Origin of the sequence: Exiguobacterium sp. s26 (assembly GCF_018618235.1) — a bacterium.
In the GTDB taxonomy this organism is placed as follows: domain Bacteria; phylum Bacillota; class Bacilli; order Exiguobacteriales; family Exiguobacteriaceae; genus Exiguobacterium; species Exiguobacterium chiriqhucha.
In genome coordinates this window covers 430,162-447,430 of the sequence record NZ_JACSLS010000002.1, presented here as the reverse complement: position 1 = coordinate 447,430, position 17,269 = coordinate 430,162, and the positions used below count along the sequence as shown (strand labels likewise).

Below are 17,269 nucleotides of genomic sequence, written 5' to 3'. Positions count from 1 at the left end.
ACTACTCTATCGGAGTTCTGTTCTGATTTTTCGGCAATAGTGTAAAATCGTATCGAGCAAAAACTGTCAATTTTATTTTAGCGTTCACAGTTGAACGCATGTTTTATTCCGTCCCTTATGATTATACCCGCGAAGACGTCGATGTGCGCCTGACGGCGAACTTAATCGAGGTCTATTTCAAGGACGTCAGAATCGCCTCCCACACGCGCCTGAAGGGCGCAATCGGGCAGTACGCGACGAACACCGACCATATGCCCGACAACCATCGCCTCTATCTCGACCACAACCCGGAGAACAACCGGGCATGGGCACGTACCGTAGGTACCAACATGGAGCAGTTCGTGACGTATATTCTTGAGAACAACGTGGAGAAAAAGGCGCTTGGCTTCCTGGCGGTCATTCGGAACCTGAACAAGAAACATTCGAACGATCAGATGGAGGCGGCCGCCAAGAGCTTACTCGAGGTCGCGTCGCAGCCTACCATCAGCGTCTATAAAGGCATCTTGGACCGGCAAAAGAAAAAGGCGGCACGAGCTTCGGTCGTCACCGAACGACCGAGTCAATCAAAAGAAGACCACGGATTCACGCGTGGAGCAAAATATTTCGGAGGCGATAGAACATGATCAACCAGGAGACGTTAAGAAAGTTGACCGAGATGAAAATGACCGGGATGGCAGAGCAATATGAATTACAGCATGAGATGAAAGAGTACGCCGAGTTGGATTTTGATGATCGTTTCAACCTGTTGGTCGACCAGGAATACTCGAGACGCCGGTCGAACAAGCTCGATCGGCTCATCAAGCAGGCGACTTTGTCCGACCCGTCCGCGTCAATCGAACATATTGAATACCATCCGGACCGGAGGTTGGACAAAAAACTGATCCTAGAGCTCGCCTCGGGCAACTACATCAAGAATCATCATAACGTCATCCTGATGGGGGCATCAGGCAACGGAAAAACATGGTTGGCGAACGCTTTGGCCGTCCAGGCCTGTCGCCAATTCCACAAGGTGAAGTATATCCGGCTGCCTGAACTATTGGACGAGCTCGCGGTGGCGAAATACGAGGCGGACGGCAGCTTCAGGAAGCTAATCCACAAGTATCGGACGATCGACCTCCTGATCCTTGACGAATGGCTCCTCACCGAGCTCCCACAGGAGCATGTGATGCATCTGTTGGAAATCGTTGAGGCACGGCTGAAGCGTTCCTCGACCATCTTCTGTTCCCAATTCGCACCCGAGGGATGGCATTCGAAGCTAGGACAGGCCCAAATCGCGGACGCAATTCTCGACAGGATCGTACACGACTCCTATAAAATCCTGGTCGATGGCGAAACCTCAATGAGGGAACGCCATGGGCTAGGAATAAGCTAAGATCTTGGCCATCGATGAGTCGATGGCCTTTTTCTTCATATTGACTGGCTCAGTATCCGCATTTGGTGGCTCAGTCGTCCGCATTCGGTGGCTCACAAGTCCGCACTAGTGGCTCTCTGTATCCGCAATACTCATTTGTTAACGGTCGCCACTTTGGGTCTTTGATGTCGTGTTCGTTCGGAGTCCGAACAAATTTGAGCGAACCTCGATCGCATGCGCCAAAATGAATGTAGTTCTGTTGCGCTTGTCGGAGCGACATTGTGTTAGCGCCACCTTCATAGTCCGGGTCATTGAACTGGACTCCGTCGTCTTCCCAGAAACAGATACCGCAAATGTCATACGTGCCGGGTGGGTCTTCGTTAAGTGTTTGATAGCCGCAACAAGGACATGTGTATGTCATCGAATATCACCTCACTTTTCAGTATACCGCACGCCGCGTACAAAAAAACGGCCGACACGAGGTCGACCGCTTTCAGCTCACCACAACATGGACAATAGCGTCAAGATCGCCAATCCGCCTTGTGTGAGGATGATTTTTTTATTGCTCGTCATACTGCCGTACAACGCGACGAGCACGATATAGATGAGGAGCATCGTGACGATCTCGATTGACTGGCTGACGAACAGCCCGTACAGCAAGCCGACGCCGATTAATCCGTTATAGACGCCTTGATTCTTGAACAGCACCGATACGGAGTCACGCGCGAGCTCTTGCTCCGTCATGTTGAAGACACGCGCCGTCGCTTTCGAACGAGTGGCGAACGTCTCCAAATACATGATGTAAAAGAACTCGATGGCGACGAGCGTTCCGAGTACGAGGGTGAGCCCGGACATGTTAGTTGGCCGTCGCGACTTCCGTCACATGGAGCACCGGTTTCGCCGACACGTAGTTGCCTACGTTTTGGGCGAACGCGATGAGGTCCGGGTTTTGGTTGTGTTGCTCGACGGCCGCTTGGTCGGCCCAGTTCTCAATCATGACGAAACGGTTCTCTGAAGTCGTCGATTGGAACAGTTCATAACTCAAGCAACCGGCTTCTTGTTTCGACGAGTCGATGAGCTTGTTGATGTCCGCCAAGAAGTTTTCAAATTCCGTTTCTTTCACGTCGAAAATAGCATTGATTAAGATCATGTGGGTATCCTCCGATTATTTGAATGATGTGATTTTTTCAGCGTCGAGACGTACCGATTGGTAGCCTTCTTCTGCAGCTTTACCGACCGAGAGGATCATGACCGGCACGTAACGGTCTTTATCTAAACCGAACGCTTCCGCGAGTTGGTCTTTCTCGAAACCACCGATTGGGTTCGTGTCGTAACCGTGAGCACGAGCGACGAGCATGAATTGCATCGCAGCGAGACTCGAGTCGATTTTGACGATGTCGTTCATCTCTTGTGTCGACAAGTTCTTGTAGTACGGAAGGATGGCGCCGAGCTGTTGGTCGCGTACTTCTTGTGGCATTTTGCCTTCTGCGACAGCTTGGTCATAAATCTCTTCACCGAGCTCGTAGCATTCCATGTCGCCGAAGATGAGGACCATCGCAGCCGACGTGTCGTTTTGACGGACGTTGAAGCGGATGAGCGGCTTGAGCGTTTCTTTCGCCTCAGGGCTCTCGACGACGACGAAGCGCCACGGTTGCATATTGACTGAAGAAGGGGCCGTTGTCGCTTCCTCGATCATTTGAAGCATTTCAAGTTGTGAGATTTTAACGTTCTCGTCGTAGACGCGGATCGATTTACGACCGAGCATCACGTCAGTGAATGTGTTGTTTTCGAATGTAGTTGCCATGGATATTACCTCTTTCTCTCTTGTTATAGTTGGTTAAGCTTTTGCAGCAGACTCGACAGCTGATTGATCTCTGACTCGGACAGCACTTTCGTGATTAAGTGTTTGCCGCGGTCGTGGTCTTGTTCACAACTCGTCAAGTCATGCTTGGCTTCGTCGGTCAAATGGACGAACACTTCACGATGGTTCGCGGTGTTCCGTTCCCGACGGACGTAGCCTTTTTCTTCAAGAATCTTCAAATGGCGGGTGATGGCCGCATTGTCGATTTTCATCGCCTGCTGAATCTCGCTTTGCGAACAGACGCCCTTGTCATGCACAATCATGAGCATCTCGTAGCGGGTCAGGCTGAAGCCCGTCTCTTTCTCGAACGAGGTCGCGACGCGTTGGTCCGCCAGTTTGATTTGGTACAGCAGTCGGCTGATATCTCGTAATTCCATCTGTGGTGTCTCACCCCTCTCATTTGATAAGTCAATTGTTGACTCGTCAAATGTAAAACATTCACGACGTGCTGTAAAGGAGAATGCTCACAAAAAAAACATCCGCTTTTGCGAATGGTGATCAGTCTTCATATTTGGTGCCATCGAAGTGGTAGTCATGGATGAACGTCGTCTCGTCGAAACCATACAGTCGATCGTGTCGATTCAAGTCCTCAATCGTCTGAATTTCATGCATCGCCGGTTCTCTCGGTAAGGAATCGCGGGCGACGTTCAAATACCGCTCGGTGAAGTCGTCATCCTCATACGGTGTCCCGTCGAACGAGAAGTGAATCGAGTAGACGTCGTCCTCCAAAGCACGAATCACGTCGAGCATCCGTTGTTTCTGCGAATCGGTATTGGCCCAGTCCTCATGGAACATGACCGACACGTCCAAGAACTCTTTCGACTCGACGTCGAAGACGGACGTCGGGGTAGGGCGTACGGTCGTCGCAACCCCTTCATCCACACCGGTCGGCACACTCGCGCGAACCGTCTCTGCCTCCGTCAACAAGTCGAGTTGCTCGAGTCGCTCCTTGAACGTGTCTTCGGCCTCTTGTTGCCAGACATGTTCGAGCACGTTGTCATGGATTGTTTGATCAGACCGATACGTCTCGGCCCAGTAGTCACCTTCGAGTATCGGATCAGTCAGCGTGAACTCGGCCGCATAGCCGCCCATCTTCCAGTCACGCTTGAGCGTGACCTCGACGTCCTCTCCATATGTATCTTCAATATAGGATGCGTATCGTTCTTCCTCATCTTGTTTTGCATACGTCGACCATGTCGTGCCAAGCGCGGTCACGGCGACAGCGGTCGCGACTAACCATCGTTTTCTCATTTTTGATTCACCTCTCTACCAATGTACCTGAAATGGAAGTGTCCTACCTCAGTCCAAAGTCGTATTCAATTTATTACCAAATACCTGTAAACTGAAAGTGCCCTTGAAGAACTAATATCTTTACGTGTACTAATACATATAATACACTTAAGTTACGTACACAAGAAAGGGTGTGACCCATGTTATATAAAATTGATATGAAGAGCGCGGAACCGCTGTATGAACAAATCGTTAACCAGACGAAAGCGCTCGTCATCCGTGGCATTTTACGTCCAGGGGATAAAGTCATGTCGGTGCGTGAACTCGCGACCGACCTCGTCATCAATCCGAACACGGTCAGCAAGGCGTATCAGGAACTCGAACGGCTCGGCTTGCTCGAGATGCATCGCGGACGCGGGACGTTCGTGTCCGAGGACTGGATTGACCAAGACTCGCCGCGCGCGCCGATCCTTGAAGCAATCAAGAAACTCGCCATCGATTGCCATTATGCCAATATTGAGCTCACCGAAGCGCTGACGCTATTTGAGACAGAGTATAAGAAAGTAGGGGAGAACCATGCTGACAGTACAGCAACTGAGTAAGACGATCGATCGCCAGCAAGTGTTAGAAGATATCGACTTCACGGTCGACTCCGGTGAAATCATCGCGCTCGTCGGACGGAACGGGGCCGGCAAAACGACGTTGCTCCGGACGATGGTCGGTATCATTCGACCGGATAAAGGTGATGTCCGTTACGGACCGTCGAGCATCTTTGAGAAGGCGGAGTTGAAGCGTGACGTCATCTTTGTCCCGGATTCGGCCGACGCCCTCAAACATTATACGATTAACGAGGCGGCAGCGCTCTACGAATCGATTTACCCATCGTTCAACCGATCGATTTTCAGAGAGACGCTCACTCGCTATAACATCGACAACAAGAAGATTCGCCAGCTCTCGAAAGGGCAGAAGGCGATGGTGACGCTCTCGCTCGCGTTCGCCGTCCAAGCGAAATATTATCTGCTCGATGAACCGACGGACGGACTCGACGTCGTCGCCAAGTCGGACGTTTTGAAGCTGATGATCGCCCAAGTCGAGGCACGTAACTGTTCCATCATCGTCTCGAGTCACCAGTTACATGAGCTCGAACGAATCGCCGACCGCATCATCATGATCGAGAAGGGCCGCGTCAAGGCGATCATGTCGCTCGAGGAGGCGCGCGAGACGAGCGTCAAACTGCAAGTCGTCTTCAACGACCAAGTACCGGTCGAACTGCTCGAGCGCAAGGACATCGAAATCATCAATGTGACCGGACGCGTCGCCTTGTTCATGGCGAAAGAACGGACGAAAGAGCTCGATACGTTCGTCGATGCGCACGACCCGATGCTCGTCGAAGAAATCCCGATGTCGCTCGAAGACATCTTCCGGGTCCAATTAGGAGGTGAGGCAAGTGTCTTTTAAAGTCCTATTAAAGAAAGATTGGAAACAAGTCTCGATTTTGTGGATGTTGCTGGTTTTTCTCGGAGTGATTGCGTTCACGGTACCAGTTTGGTCACAAATGCAATACTTTGACCAGGAACTTCGTAACATTCAAGAAAATCCAGATGAATATGCCGATTGGATCGATGGGGATTCGTCTGATTTGTCCGTCCAAGACTTTTTTAATGAAAATAATGGAACAGGCTATTGGATTGGTGACTTACAATCGCTCATACCGATGGGTGGGGTATTGTTTTTATTCGTTATTTTTGGTGCTCTCATGGCATCCGTCTTGATTGGAGCAGAACGGAACAGTCAAATGTCCGATTTCACGATGTCTCTCCCGTTCACAAGGAATCAGCTTTACATATCGAAATGGTTAATTGGAACGGTAGGAATTATTGTATCGTCTGTGCTCGGTGGTACGCTCATGATAATGATGATTCGCTTCTCGGACTACGCGTTTTTAATGGAAGGAAGCACGAATCGAGTCATCGCGCTCGTCGTTCTTATGATGCTTAGTGGTATCTCTTTCTTCTCAGCTGCTCTATGGATGGGATCGTTCGGAGGAGAATCGATTTCTCAAGTGATTTGGACGTTCATTGCGTTAATCTTCCCAATTGGTTTGACTGCGCTCGTGCAAGGATCCGTCTATGCGTTTTCGCAACAGTATGATTCGAGGTATGCATTCTTCGACGATTTATTCCAGAGTACGTTCTTACGTGTTTTATCGCCATTCTCGAACTTGGCAAACGTAGACATGTATCAATACTTTACTAACCAAGCTGAATGGCAAAAATTCTTAGCAATTGCGCCATGGAGCGCACTAGCTTTCATCGCATTGTCATTCGGGCTCGGCATTTGGATGTTCAACCGAGCACCGCAAGAAAACAACGGACGATTTTTTATGTTCTCGAATTGGCTATGGTTGATCCACATCATCATGGTTCTCTGTTTCGCCATGTTAGGAGGAATCATTCTCTCAGCATTCTCGATGCAGTCAGGTTTTGCACTATACATCGTCGGCTTCCTAATTGGCGGCTTCATCGCCCACTTGCTCGCGAAACGGTTGCTTTACCGCTTTAACTTGAAACTAAAATCGTAAGGAGGATTCTCATGAAACGGCTCAGTCTGCTCGTCGTCTTGCTCGTCATGCTCGCGGGATGCGGGGATACCCATCGACCGAACGCCTTCCAATACAAAGATTCATACGTCGGGGACAACAGCGCCGTCTCGGGCATCGCCCAGACGTTGCCGATGCATGACTGCTACAAGTCGATCGAGCTACAGACGTCGAAACGGCCGTACGGCTTGACGGTGCGCTACAGCGACCCGGAAATCGAGCGCATTGAGCAAGAGCGGTTGGCGATTCGCAACGCGGCGACGTATTTCACGCTCGTCCAAAACGCGGAAATCGTTCGCTTCGCTTTCCCGAACCGGACGTACGCATTCTCACGCCCGGAGATGGAGGCGTGGCTCGACATCGACTTCTCGACGATTAAGTGGGAAAAAGAGTTGAAAGACCGCTTGGACGAGAAAATCAGCAACGAAGAACAGACGGAAGCCTATTTCAAGAGAATCTGAACGTGTGCGGAAACTTTCATCCGCACACGTTTTTTCGATATTTTCTGAAAATTATCGGGTAAAGGGTAGATGAAAGCGTTTTCTCGGCATTATAATAGAGTTAACTGAATGACTATTCATTCCAAGGAGGAAAAGCGATGAACAAACCGTGGTTGCAAGATTATCCAGCTGACATGCCAAAAACGATTGACTATGAGGTGAAGCCGCTCTATGATGCGCTATCCCGAGCCGCGACCGATTTCCCGAACAAGACCGCCATCTCCTTCATCGGCAAAGAGTTGACGTTCGCTGAAGTCGACGATGCGGCGAAACGGTTGGCGACGATGCTTCAATCGAAAGGGCTGCAAAAAGGGGACCGTGTCAGTCTGATGCTCCCGAACTGTCCGCAATTCGTCATTTCGTTCTATGCGGTCCTGTACGCCGGCGGTACGGTCGTCCAGACGAATCCGCTCTACACGGAGCATGAGCTCGAGAACTTGATCACGGACTCCGGTGCGAGCATCATCGTTACGCTCGACCTCCTGTATCCAAAATCACTTCGTGTGAAGCAGAAGACGGACGTCAAAACGATTATCACGACGAGTATCGCCGACTATCTGCCGTTCCCGAAAAATAAGCTGTATCCCATCAAAGTGAAGCGCGAGAACAATATCGTCATCGATACGACAGGTTCGGTCGCGTTCAAGGACTATAAACAGTTCGATCCAATCACGCCGGTTGCGGTCGACCCGAAAGAAGACGTCGCGGTGCTGCAGTATACGGGCGGGACGACAGGTCTGCCAAAAGGCGTCATGTTGACCCACTTCAACTTGACGGCGAACGTCGACCAGATTTCGAACTTCTTCTATAGATATAATCGCGGCGACGAGAAACGCGTCTTATGCGTCGTGCCGTTCTTCCATATTTACGGGATGTCGTGCTGCCTGAACTTCGGGATGGCGAACGGATATGAGCTTGTCCTCGTGCCACGCTTCGACGTCACCGACGTCTTGAAGACAATCAATAAGAAGAAACCACACTTCTTCCCGGGCGCCCCGACGATGTATGTCGGCATCTTGAATGACCCGAAACTGAAGAAATACGACTTGTCGTCAATCGAGGCGTGTATCTCCGGCTCGGCCCCGCTGCCGGTCGAAGTACAGGAGCAGTTCGAGAGTATCACGGGCGGACGCATCGTCGAAGGCTACGGCTTGTCGGAGACGTCACCGGTCACGCATGCGAACTTCTTATGGGATAAACGGATTGTCGGCTCGATCGGGGTGCCGTTGTCGGACACTTCTGCTAAAATTGTAAAGGCAGACGGAGAGACGCTGGCTGATATCGGTGAAATCGGGGAGATCATGCTGCACGGTCCGCAAGTGATGAAAGGGTACTGGCAGAAGCCGGAAGAGACGGCAGCCGTCTTGAAGGACGGATGGCTCGCGACCGGTGACCTCGGCTATATGGGCGAGGACGGGTTCTTCTATATCGTCGACCGCAAGAAAGACATGATTATCGCCGGAGGCTTCAACGTCTATCCGCGTGAGATCGAAGAAGTGCTATACGAACATCCGGCCGTCAAGGAAGCGGTCTGTATCGGCGTACCGGACCCGTATCGCGGTGAGACGGTCAAGGCGTTCATCGTGACGCGTGACGGCGCCAGCGTGACGGAAGAAGAGCTCGACAAGCACTGTCGCGAGAAGCTCGCAGCGTATAAAGTACCGAAGCTGTATGAGTTCCGGGAAGAGTTGCCGAAGACGTTCGTCGGTAAGATTTTACGTCGCGTCCTCGTCGACGAAGAGAAGGCGAAACAAGTGAAACAAAGCAGTTGACACAAGCGTGTCACATGATAGAATAATAAATGAATGAACCATCATTCATTTTTAAGCAGCGGTAAGGAGCTTGGGTGTTTATGACAAAGAATGGATCAAAAAGTGACCGCATTATCGATGCGGCAGTGAAAGTGATTGCGGATCATGGCTATCACGGTGCAAAGGTGACGGCCATCGCCAAAGAGGCGGGCGTCGCCGACGGAACGATTTATCTGTACTTCAAAAACAAGGAACATCTGTTGATTGAATTGTTCCAGACGAAGATGGGCCTGTTCATCGACTACTCGAAACAACAAATCGAGCGGGAGACGACGGCCGGCGACAAACTGTATCAGTTGATCGAGTCGCACTTGAAGCAACTATCGGCCGATTACGACCTCGCCGTCGTGACGCAAATCGAGCTCCGGCAGTCGAACTTGGCGCTCCGTCAAAAGATTAGCGAAGTGCTCAAACCGTACTTGAACTTAATCGATGCGGTCGTACAACACGGGATCGACACCGGCGAATTCGATTGCGATCTCGACTATCGACTCGCTCGGCAGATGATTTTCGGCACGATCGATGAAGTGGTCACGAGTTGGATGGCGAGCGGCTTCAAGTATGACTTGATGTCGACACTACCGAAAGTACACCATATGTTAAAAAAAGGGCTTGCTTAACCGTAAGCCCTCTCGCTAGCTCAAAAAATGAACGCTGATTCATGAATGATGGTGCGAACAACTTATAAGGGGGAACTACGATGAATATTTTTGTATTGCTGAAGCGTACGTTCGATACAGAGGAAGCGATTCAGCTCGAGAATGGGGAAATTCAAGAAGACGGCGCTGAGTTCATCATCAACCCGTATGACGAATATGCGGTCGAAGAGGCCATCCGTAAGCGTGACGATCTCGGGGGAGAAGTCACGGTCGTGACGGTCGGACCAGAAGACGCGGACAAAGAACTTCGAACGGCGCTCGCGATGGGAGCGGACAAAGCGGTTCGCATCTCGATCGAGGATGACGTCGAGGACGCAGACCATGTGACGATTTCGAAAGTGCTCGCCACGTACTTGAAAGAGCAAGCGCCAGATCTCATCTTCGCCGGGAACGTCGCCATTGACGGCGGTAGCGGCCAAGTCGCACCACGTGTCGCTGAACTGTTGGACATGAACTACGTGACGACGATCACGAAACTCGATATCGACGGCACGACAGCGACGGTCACACGCGACGTCGAAGGGGACACTGAAGTGATCGAAGTGGCGCTCCCGCTCCTCGTGACAGCGCAGCAAGGATTGAACGAACCGCGTTACCCGAGCCTTCCAGGCATCATGAAGGCGAAGAAGAAGCCACTCGAAGAACTCGAACTGTCGGACATCGACCTCGATGAAGACGAGATCGAAGCGAAAATCGAGACGATCGAACGTTTCTTGCCAGAAGAGAAGAAAGCTGGGCGCATCCTTGAAGGGGATACGTCGTCACAAGTGAGCGAGCTCGTTCAATTACTTCGCACGGAAGCAAAAGTCATTTAAGGGGGACACATAGATGAAAGCTTTAGTACTCGCAGAAGCGCGTGAAGGCGCGTTACGGAACGTATCATTTGAAGCAATCGCTGCAGCGAAGCAATTGACGGACGACGTGACGGCAGTCGTCATCGGGGATGACGTCAAAGCTCTCGCGACGGAACTCGGGGAGTACGGCGCGGGTCGCGTCCTCGTCATCGAAGACGAGCGTCTCAAGCACTACACGCCGGACGGTTATGGGCAAGTGCTCCGCCAAGTCATCGACCAAGAGTCACCGGACATGATCGTGCTCGGTCATACGGCACTCGGGAAAGACATCGCCCCGAAACTCGCGGCGCGTCTTGACGCAGGTCTCATCAGTGACGTCGTCTCAATCGAAGGATCAGGCAAAGACGCCGAGTTCGTCCGCCCGATTTATTCAGGGAAGGCGTTCGAGAAAGTGAAGTTCAAAGACTCGGTCATGTTCTTCACGATCCGCCCGAACAACATCGACGCACTTCCGCGTACGGCCGGGGTGAGCGCTACGGTCGAGACACCGAGCGTTGAACTGAAAGATCTCGCCATGATCGTCAAAGAAGTCGTTCGCAAGGCGACGGGGAAAGTCGATTTGACGGAAGCGAAAGTCATCGTCGCCGGTGGCCGTGGCGTCAAGAGCGAAGACGGCTTCAAGCCGCTCGAAGAACTCGCTGAACTGCTTGGCGGTGCTGTTGGTGCTTCACGTGGAGCATGTGACGCCGACTATTGCGACTACGCACTTCAAATTGGTCAGACGGGGAAAGTCGTCACGCCGGACCTGTATATCGCCTGCGGCATCTCGGGCGCGATTCAACACTTGGCTGGGATGAGCAACGCCAAAGTCATCGTCGCCATCAACAAAGACCCGGAAGCGAACATCTTCAGCGTGGCCGATTACGGTATCGTCGGCGACTTGTTCGACGTCGTCCCACTCTTGACGGAAGAGTTCCGCAAACACCTCGTCAATAGCTGATATGCAGAACGTTTGGGGAAACGTACCCTCCGTGGTATACTCTGAACATGAAATGCATGAGAGTGATTCATTCGGCTCTCACATCTTACTGGGGAGGTATTTACCAAATGGCTATTAAACACGCAACGACTCAAACATTTGAACAAGAAGTAAAAGAGGGCGTCGTCCTCGTCGATTTCTGGGCAGCTTGGTGTGGACCGTGCCGCATGATCGCACCGGTACTCGAAGAGCTTGACCAAGAGCTGGGCGACCAAGTCCAAATCGTTAAACTCGACGTTGACGAGAACCCAGAAGTAGCGGGCGCTTTCCAAATTCAAAGTATCCCAACACTTATGATGTTCAAAGACGGACAACCTGTTTCGAAAACAATGGGCTTCCAACCAAAAGAAGCACTCAAAGAGTTTATCGCAACAGCACAATAATCACGTACAGCCGACCGGGCAACTGGTCGGCTGTTTTTTGTTGGGCGTGTTAGGGAAGAAGGAGTTTAGTCGTTTCGCATGGAATATCAACGGTTAAGGTTCGGTACGGATTGAGGGCGAGAATTCGGAAAAATCACCACCTGAAAACGCATACATATAGAGTGCGATTGTAATTTTTTTTCGTCGCTTTTTGTCGACTCCCTTCATATTTAACAGTTCGGGAGAAATCGGGGAGGCGTCAAAATACGCGAAGGTTTTATCATGGAAACAGACTGAAAATTTACGCTATACTCATGAAGAAGACGTGATGGCGTCAAATGACCTTAATAATTAAGCCATCGTTGTAAGACTCTGTTCGAAGGAGGAATTTTCTTGTCGGTGTTACATTTAGCTATCTTATTGCCGCTTCTCGCGGCACCGTTCATCCCGTTCTTGTTCCGGGCGCTGAAACGAATCCATACGGGTTGGTTCGTATTAATCGTTCCGGTCGTCCTATTCGTGTACTTCTTCCGCTTCATCGGAATCACGAGCGCGGGAGACGTGGTGACGGAAACGGTCGAATGGATGCCATCGCTCGGCATCAACTTCACGGCCTACGTGGACGGGCTCGGACTTTTGTTTGCCCTCCTGATTACAGGGATTGGGGCGCTCGTCGTCCTTTATTCGATTTATTACTTGAATAAAGACAAAGAGTCGCTCGGTCATTTTTATGTGTATCTGCTCTTGTTCATGGGCGCGATGCTCGGTGTCGTCCTCTCGGACAACATGGTCGTCATGTACATGTTCTGGGAACTTACGTCGATTTCGTCGTTCCTATTGATCGGGTACTGGTACGAGAAAGAGCGCTCTCGCTACGGGGCGCGTAAATCGATGCTCATCACCGTGTTCGGTGGTCTGTCGATGCTCGGGGGGATCGTGATTCTCGAGTCGATCGTCGGCTCGTTCAGCATCCGCGACATGGTCGCCAATCAGGCGGTGATTGCGGACAGCCCGTTCTTTATCGCGGCGATGATACTCATCTTGCTCGGCGCCTTCACGAAGTCGGCGCAATTCCCGTTCCACATCTGGTTGCCGGACGCGATGGAAGCACCGACCCCGGTCAGTGCCTACCTCCACTCGGCGACGATGGTCAAGGCCGGTCTATATCTCGTCGCACGGATGAGCCCGGTGTTCCAAGAGTCACCGATTTGGCTATGGACAATCGCCGCAGTCGGGACGTTCACCTTGTTCTGGGGTTCGTTCAACGCGGTCAAACAGACCGATTTGAAAGGGATTCTCGCCTTTTCGACGGTCAGTCAGCTCGGTCTCATCATGTCGCTCCTCGGACTCGGTGCCGCGGCGCTTCATTACGACGGCATGGATGACAACATCTATATGGTCGCGACAATCGCGGCAATCTTCCACTTGATTAACCATGCGACGTTCAAAGGGTCTCTGTTCATGATGGTCGGAATCGTCGACCACGAGACAGGGACGCGTGACATCCGCAAACTCGGCGGTCTTATGACCGTCATGCCGATCACGTTCACGATCGCCGTCATCGGCTCATTGTCGATGGCAGGGTTACCGCCGTTCAACGGCTTCCTCAGTAAAGAGATGTTCTTGAAGGCGACAACGAAAGTGTTCTCGATGGACTTCTTCGCGCTCGATACAATCGGCATCTTAATTCCGGTCGTCGCGTTCATCGCGAGTGTGTTCACGTTCATCTACAGTTTGATCATCTTCACACGAACGTTCATGGGCAAAGCCGAGTTCGACAAGTTGCCGAAACAGCCGCACGAGGCACCAATCGGGATGCTCATCCCGCCGGCGATTCTCGCCATCCTCGTCGTCGTCCTCGGTTTCGTACCGAACGTGTTATCGAACTCGCTCATCAAGCCGGCCGTCGAATCGATTTATCCGACGCTCGTCGCGAGCGGTCAGGACGTGAAAGTCGATATTTACTTCTGGCACGGATTGACACCTGAGCTGTTCATGACGATTGGCGTCATCTTGCTCGGGACGCTCATGTTCTACACGATCAACAAGTGGATGGGGGTCTATAACCGCATCCCTCATCGTTTGACGTTGAACGGAATGTACGACGGGACGCTCGTCTGGTCGAACAAGGCGGCGTACCGCTTCAAAGATAACTATATGACGGGCTTCATCCGCTCGTACTTGGTTTACATCTTCTTGTTCTTGTCAGGCATGATGTTGTTCTCGATGTATTGGTTCGATTTGTTCAACTTCTCGTTCGGCGAGATGGAACCGGTCGCGCCGTATGAATACGTCCTTGGGGCCGTCGTCATCTTGGCGGCGCTCGCGATCACGTTCATGCGCTCGCGTCTGCCGTCGATTATCTTGCTCGGTGTCGTCGGGTATTCGGTCGCGTTGTTCTTCGTCTTCTTCAATGCACCGGACCTCGCCTTGACGCAGCTCGTCATCGAGACGGTATCGGTCGCCTTGTTCTTGCTCGTCTTCTACCATATGCCGGAGATCAGCAAGAAAGAAGTGCGCGTCAAATTCAAAATCGAGAATGCAATCGTCTCGATTATCGTCGGGGTGACGGTCACGCTCCTCAGCTTCATGGCGCTGTCGAACCGTTCCCTGTCGTCAATCTCAGAGTACTATAAAGAAAACGTCTATGATTTGGCAGCCGGGAAAAACATGGTCAACGTCGTCCTTGTCGACTTCCGGGGCTTTGATACGTTGTTTGAGATCGTCGTTCTTGCCATCGCGGCCATGGGGATTTACACGATGATCAAATTCAGAACGACAGAACGTACGAAAGGAGCGCGTGAACATGAACCGAAAAAATGATCAAGTCAATGACGTCATCTTACAGACGGCCGCGGTGATCATCTTCTTCATCATCATCGTGTTCTCGATCAACCTGTTCTTCGCCGGGCACTACTCGCCGGGCGGAGGCTTCATCGGTGGTCTGATGACGGCCGCGGCGCTCGTGTTGTTGTTGCTCGCTTTCGATTCGAAGACGCTCGCCAACGTGCTACCGTTCGATTATCGCAAGATGACGGCGTTCGGTCTCGCCATCGCGTTACTGACGTCGCTGCACAGCATCTTCTGGGGCCGTCCGTTCCTGACGCATGCGTACGATAAATTCGACTTGCCGCTCTTAGGCGAACAGACGCTTCACACGGCGATTGCCTTCGACCTTGGTGTTTACCTTGTGGTCATCGGTGTGACGATGACGATCATTCAAACGATTGGAGAGAGTGAATAATGGAAATCTTCGTTAGCATCATCATCGGTGTCTTGACGATGAGCGCTGTCTATATGATTCTCTCAAAGAGTTTGTTGCGCATCATCATCGGCACCGGCCTGCTCAGTCACGCCGCCCACTTACTCGTCTTGACGATGGGCGGATTGAAAACCGGAGCGGCACCAGTCCTCGTCGACGGGGTGACGGAATATACCGATCCGCTCCCGCAAGCGCTCGTCTTGACGGCCATCGTCATCAGCTTCGGGGTGACCGCGTTCTTCCTAGTGCTCGCGTATCGGGCCTATCAAGAACTAAATACGGATAATATTGAGGAAATGAAAGGAACGGAATCGAATGATTAACTTACCGATCTTTCCGATTGTCATCCCGGCGCTTGCGGCCATCATCCTCCTCTTCGCGCCGAAGCAGATTCGTCTGCAACGCGGAGTGGCACTCGGGGCTTTACTTGTAACGTTCGCAGTGACGGTGCTGCTAATCTTCACCGTGTCACAGGACGGCATCTTGACCGTCAACTTAGGAAACTGGCCGGCACCGTTCGGGATCACGCTCGTCTCGGACATGCTGTCGGCATTGCTCGTCGCCACGTCGACGTTGATCGTCTTCTTCATCGTCTGGTTCGCGACCCATTACTTCTCGGACGCGTATGAATCGAACTACGTCTACGTCGCGATGCTGTTCCTCCTCGTCGGGGTGAACGGTGCCTTCACGACAGGCGATATCTTCAACTTGTTCGTCTTCTTCGAAGTGTTCCTCATCTCGTCATACGTGTTGATCGTCCTCGGCGGGAAAGGGGTCCAACTTCGCGAGTCAATCAAGTACTTGCTCGTGAACGTCATCGCCTCGGCGTTGTTCGTCATGGCCGTCGCGCTACTTTACGGAACGGTCGGCACGCTCAGCTTGGCTGACCTCGCGCAGAAGATTCCGCTCGTCGAAAATCAATCTGTTCTCGTCGTCATCGGGGTATTGTTCATGATTGTCTTCGGTTTAAAAGGGGCACTCGTACCGTTACACTACTGGCTCCCGGGCTCGTATGTCGTGGCACCGACGCCAATCCTTGCTATGTTCGGGGCGCTTCTGACGAAAGTCGGGGTATACTCGATTTTGCGGACATACACGCTCCTGTTTGATGTCGGGTCGTTCACGCAGAACTTCTTGATTATTCTCGCCGTGTTGACGATCGTCATCGGGATGATCGGCGCCATCGCCTATAATGACGTCAAATTGATCATCATCTACAACATCATGATCGCAGTCGGCGTGATTCTCTATGGGATTGCGCTCAACACGCAGACGTCGCTCGAAGGGGCGCTTTACTACTTGATTCATGACATGTTGATCAAGGCCGCCTTGTTCATGCTCGTCGGCATGATGATCGGCATCACCAAGTCTGGTCAGTTACGCGACATGGGTGGCTTGATTACCCGGTTCCCGCTGTTCGGCTGGACGTTCTTCATCGCCGCCTTGTCGCTCGCCGGGATTCCGCCGCTTAGCGGATTCTTCGGGAAACTGTTAATCGTTCAAGGTGGGGTCGCCGAGGGCAGCCTGTTCGGGCCACTCCTCATCTTGCTGTCGAGTTTGTTCGTCCTCTTCTCCGTCATCAAAATCTTCTTGTACGGATTCTGGGGAGAAGAGAAACGTGCCTACGACGGTCCGCTCGTTCCGCACATGAAGAAACTCATCGTGCCGACGTTCTTGCTCGTCGCCGTCGCCGTGGCTTACGGGTTCGGCGCCGAGGCGATGCATCCGTTCATTACCCAGGCAATTGAACCGCTCGTGCAACCCGAAATCTATATCGATGCCGTGATTAAGGAGTGATTTA

The 17,269-nt window shown here is 51.9% G+C and carries 21 protein-coding genes; 15 read left to right on the top strand and 6 right to left on the bottom strand.

Annotated elements, in window-relative coordinates; genetic code table 11:
• The first annotated feature begins 98 nt into the window (after positions 1 to 98).
• Together KNP82_RS04750 and istB are read left to right on the top strand one after the other, a co-directional pair.
• On the top strand, positions 99 to 623 hold the full coding sequence (locus tag KNP82_RS04750; RefSeq protein ID WP_214827222.1) for a Mu transposase domain-containing protein: 525 nt from the start codon (positions 99 to 101) through the stop codon (positions 621 to 623).
• Complete coding sequence (istB, locus tag KNP82_RS04745) at positions 620 to 1,372, top strand: IS21-like element helper ATPase IstB (protein ID WP_214827220.1); 753 nt, start codon at positions 620 to 622, stop codon at positions 1,370 to 1,372. Before KNP82_RS04750 ends, istB begins: the two co-directional genes overlap by 4 nt.
• 70 nt (positions 1,373 to 1,442) lie before the next feature.
• Here the strand turns inward: istB and KNP82_RS04740 are convergent, their stop codons facing one another.
• The 6 genes from KNP82_RS04740 to KNP82_RS04715 all read right to left on the bottom strand — a co-directional run bounded on the left by KNP82_RS04740 (position 1,443) and on the right by KNP82_RS04715 (position 4,463).
• Positions 1,443 to 1,772: a CPCC family cysteine-rich protein gene (locus tag KNP82_RS04740; protein WP_214827218.1), complete on the bottom strand. Its 330-nt coding sequence runs from the start codon at positions 1,770 to 1,772 to the stop codon at positions 1,443 to 1,445.
• 77 nt (positions 1,773 to 1,849) lie between these two features.
• Positions 1,850 to 2,206: a DUF1304 domain-containing protein gene (locus KNP82_RS04735; RefSeq protein ID WP_214827217.1), complete on the bottom strand. Its 357-nt coding sequence runs from the start codon at positions 2,204 to 2,206 to the stop codon at positions 1,850 to 1,852.
• 1 nt (position 2,207) lies between these two features.
• Positions 2,208 to 2,501, bottom strand: coding sequence for a putative quinol monooxygenase (locus tag KNP82_RS04730; protein WP_214827215.1), 294 nt, complete (start codon positions 2,499 to 2,501; stop codon positions 2,208 to 2,210).
• Between the two features lie 15 nt (positions 2,502 to 2,516).
• The gene (locus tag KNP82_RS04725) at positions 2,517 to 3,155 is read right to left on the bottom strand and encodes a nitroreductase family protein (RefSeq protein WP_058763170.1); all 639 of its coding nucleotides are present in this window, start codon (positions 3,153 to 3,155) and stop codon (positions 2,517 to 2,519) included.
• Positions 3,156 to 3,178: 23 nt separating this feature from the next.
• The gene (locus tag KNP82_RS04720; RefSeq protein ID WP_034776750.1) at positions 3,179 to 3,589 is read right to left on the bottom strand and encodes a MarR family winged helix-turn-helix transcriptional regulator; all 411 of its coding nucleotides are present in this window, start codon (positions 3,587 to 3,589) and stop codon (positions 3,179 to 3,181) included.
• A 121-nt stretch (positions 3,590 to 3,710) separates the two neighbouring features.
• Entirely contained in the window at positions 3,711 to 4,463 is a 753-nt protein-coding gene (locus tag KNP82_RS04715; RefSeq protein ID WP_214827212.1) for a hypothetical protein, read from the bottom strand.
• 179 nt (positions 4,464 to 4,642) lie between these two features.
• Between KNP82_RS04715 and KNP82_RS04710 the strand changes: the two genes are divergently transcribed.
• From KNP82_RS04710 to KNP82_RS04650, 13 genes are all read left to right on the top strand, one after another.
• Positions 4,643 to 5,044, top strand: coding sequence for a GntR family transcriptional regulator (locus tag KNP82_RS04710; protein ID WP_021066814.1), 402 nt, complete (start codon positions 4,643 to 4,645; stop codon positions 5,042 to 5,044).
• Positions 5,019 to 5,900, top strand: coding sequence for an ABC transporter ATP-binding protein (locus KNP82_RS04705; RefSeq protein WP_021066815.1), 882 nt, complete (start codon positions 5,019 to 5,021; stop codon positions 5,898 to 5,900). The genes KNP82_RS04710 and KNP82_RS04705 overlap by 26 nt, the downstream gene beginning before the upstream one ends.
• Positions 5,890 to 7,023: an ABC transporter permease subunit gene (locus tag KNP82_RS04700; protein WP_214827209.1), complete on the top strand. Its 1,134-nt coding sequence runs from the start codon at positions 5,890 to 5,892 to the stop codon at positions 7,021 to 7,023. The genes KNP82_RS04705 and KNP82_RS04700 overlap by 11 nt, the downstream gene beginning before the upstream one ends.
• Before the next feature lie 11 nt (positions 7,024 to 7,034).
• Positions 7,035 to 7,502 carry a DUF4825 domain-containing protein gene (locus KNP82_RS04695; RefSeq protein ID WP_058763177.1) on the top strand — a complete coding sequence of 156 codons (468 nt, stop codon included), beginning with the start codon at positions 7,035 to 7,037 and terminating at the stop codon, positions 7,500 to 7,502.
• A 137-nt stretch (positions 7,503 to 7,639) separates the two neighbouring features.
• Complete coding sequence (locus KNP82_RS04690) at positions 7,640 to 9,313, top strand: AMP-binding protein (RefSeq protein ID WP_214713968.1); 1,674 nt, start codon at positions 7,640 to 7,642, stop codon at positions 9,311 to 9,313.
• 80 nt (positions 9,314 to 9,393) lie between these two features.
• Positions 9,394 to 9,972 (top strand): fatty acid metabolism transcriptional regulator FadR, encoded by a 579-nt coding sequence (locus KNP82_RS04685; protein WP_214827206.1) that lies wholly within the window; start codon positions 9,394 to 9,396, stop codon positions 9,970 to 9,972.
• A gap of 80 nt (positions 9,973 to 10,052) precedes the next feature.
• Positions 10,053 to 10,826 (top strand): electron transfer flavoprotein subunit beta/FixA family protein, encoded by a 774-nt coding sequence (locus tag KNP82_RS04680; protein WP_021066820.1) that lies wholly within the window; start codon positions 10,053 to 10,055, stop codon positions 10,824 to 10,826.
• Positions 10,827 to 10,839: 13 nt separating this feature from the next.
• The gene (locus KNP82_RS04675; protein WP_029595871.1) at positions 10,840 to 11,805 is read left to right on the top strand and encodes an electron transfer flavoprotein subunit alpha/FixB family protein; all 966 of its coding nucleotides are present in this window, start codon (positions 10,840 to 10,842) and stop codon (positions 11,803 to 11,805) included.
• A gap of 107 nt (positions 11,806 to 11,912) precedes the next feature.
• On the top strand, positions 11,913 to 12,227 hold the full coding sequence (gene trxA, locus KNP82_RS04670) for a thioredoxin (protein WP_214827203.1): 315 nt from the start codon (positions 11,913 to 11,915) through the stop codon (positions 12,225 to 12,227).
• Between the two features lie 372 nt (positions 12,228 to 12,599).
• Positions 12,600 to 15,029, top strand: a complete 2,430-nt coding sequence (locus KNP82_RS04665) for a Na+/H+ antiporter subunit A (protein WP_058763181.1) — start codon at positions 12,600 to 12,602, stop codon at positions 15,027 to 15,029.
• Positions 15,013 to 15,450 carry a Na(+)/H(+) antiporter subunit B gene (locus tag KNP82_RS04660; protein WP_214827195.1) on the top strand — a complete coding sequence of 146 codons (438 nt, stop codon included), beginning with the start codon at positions 15,013 to 15,015 and terminating at the stop codon, positions 15,448 to 15,450. Before KNP82_RS04665 ends, KNP82_RS04660 begins: the two co-directional genes overlap by 17 nt.
• On the top strand, positions 15,450 to 15,791 hold the full coding sequence (locus tag KNP82_RS04655; protein ID WP_021066825.1) for a Na(+)/H(+) antiporter subunit C: 342 nt from the start codon (positions 15,450 to 15,452) through the stop codon (positions 15,789 to 15,791). The genes KNP82_RS04660 and KNP82_RS04655 overlap by 1 nt, the downstream gene beginning before the upstream one ends.
• On the top strand, positions 15,784 to 17,265 hold the full coding sequence (locus KNP82_RS04650; protein ID WP_021066826.1) for a Na+/H+ antiporter subunit D: 1,482 nt from the start codon (positions 15,784 to 15,786) through the stop codon (positions 17,263 to 17,265). The genes KNP82_RS04655 and KNP82_RS04650 overlap by 8 nt, the downstream gene beginning before the upstream one ends.
• Positions 17,266 to 17,269 lie beyond the last annotated feature (4 nt).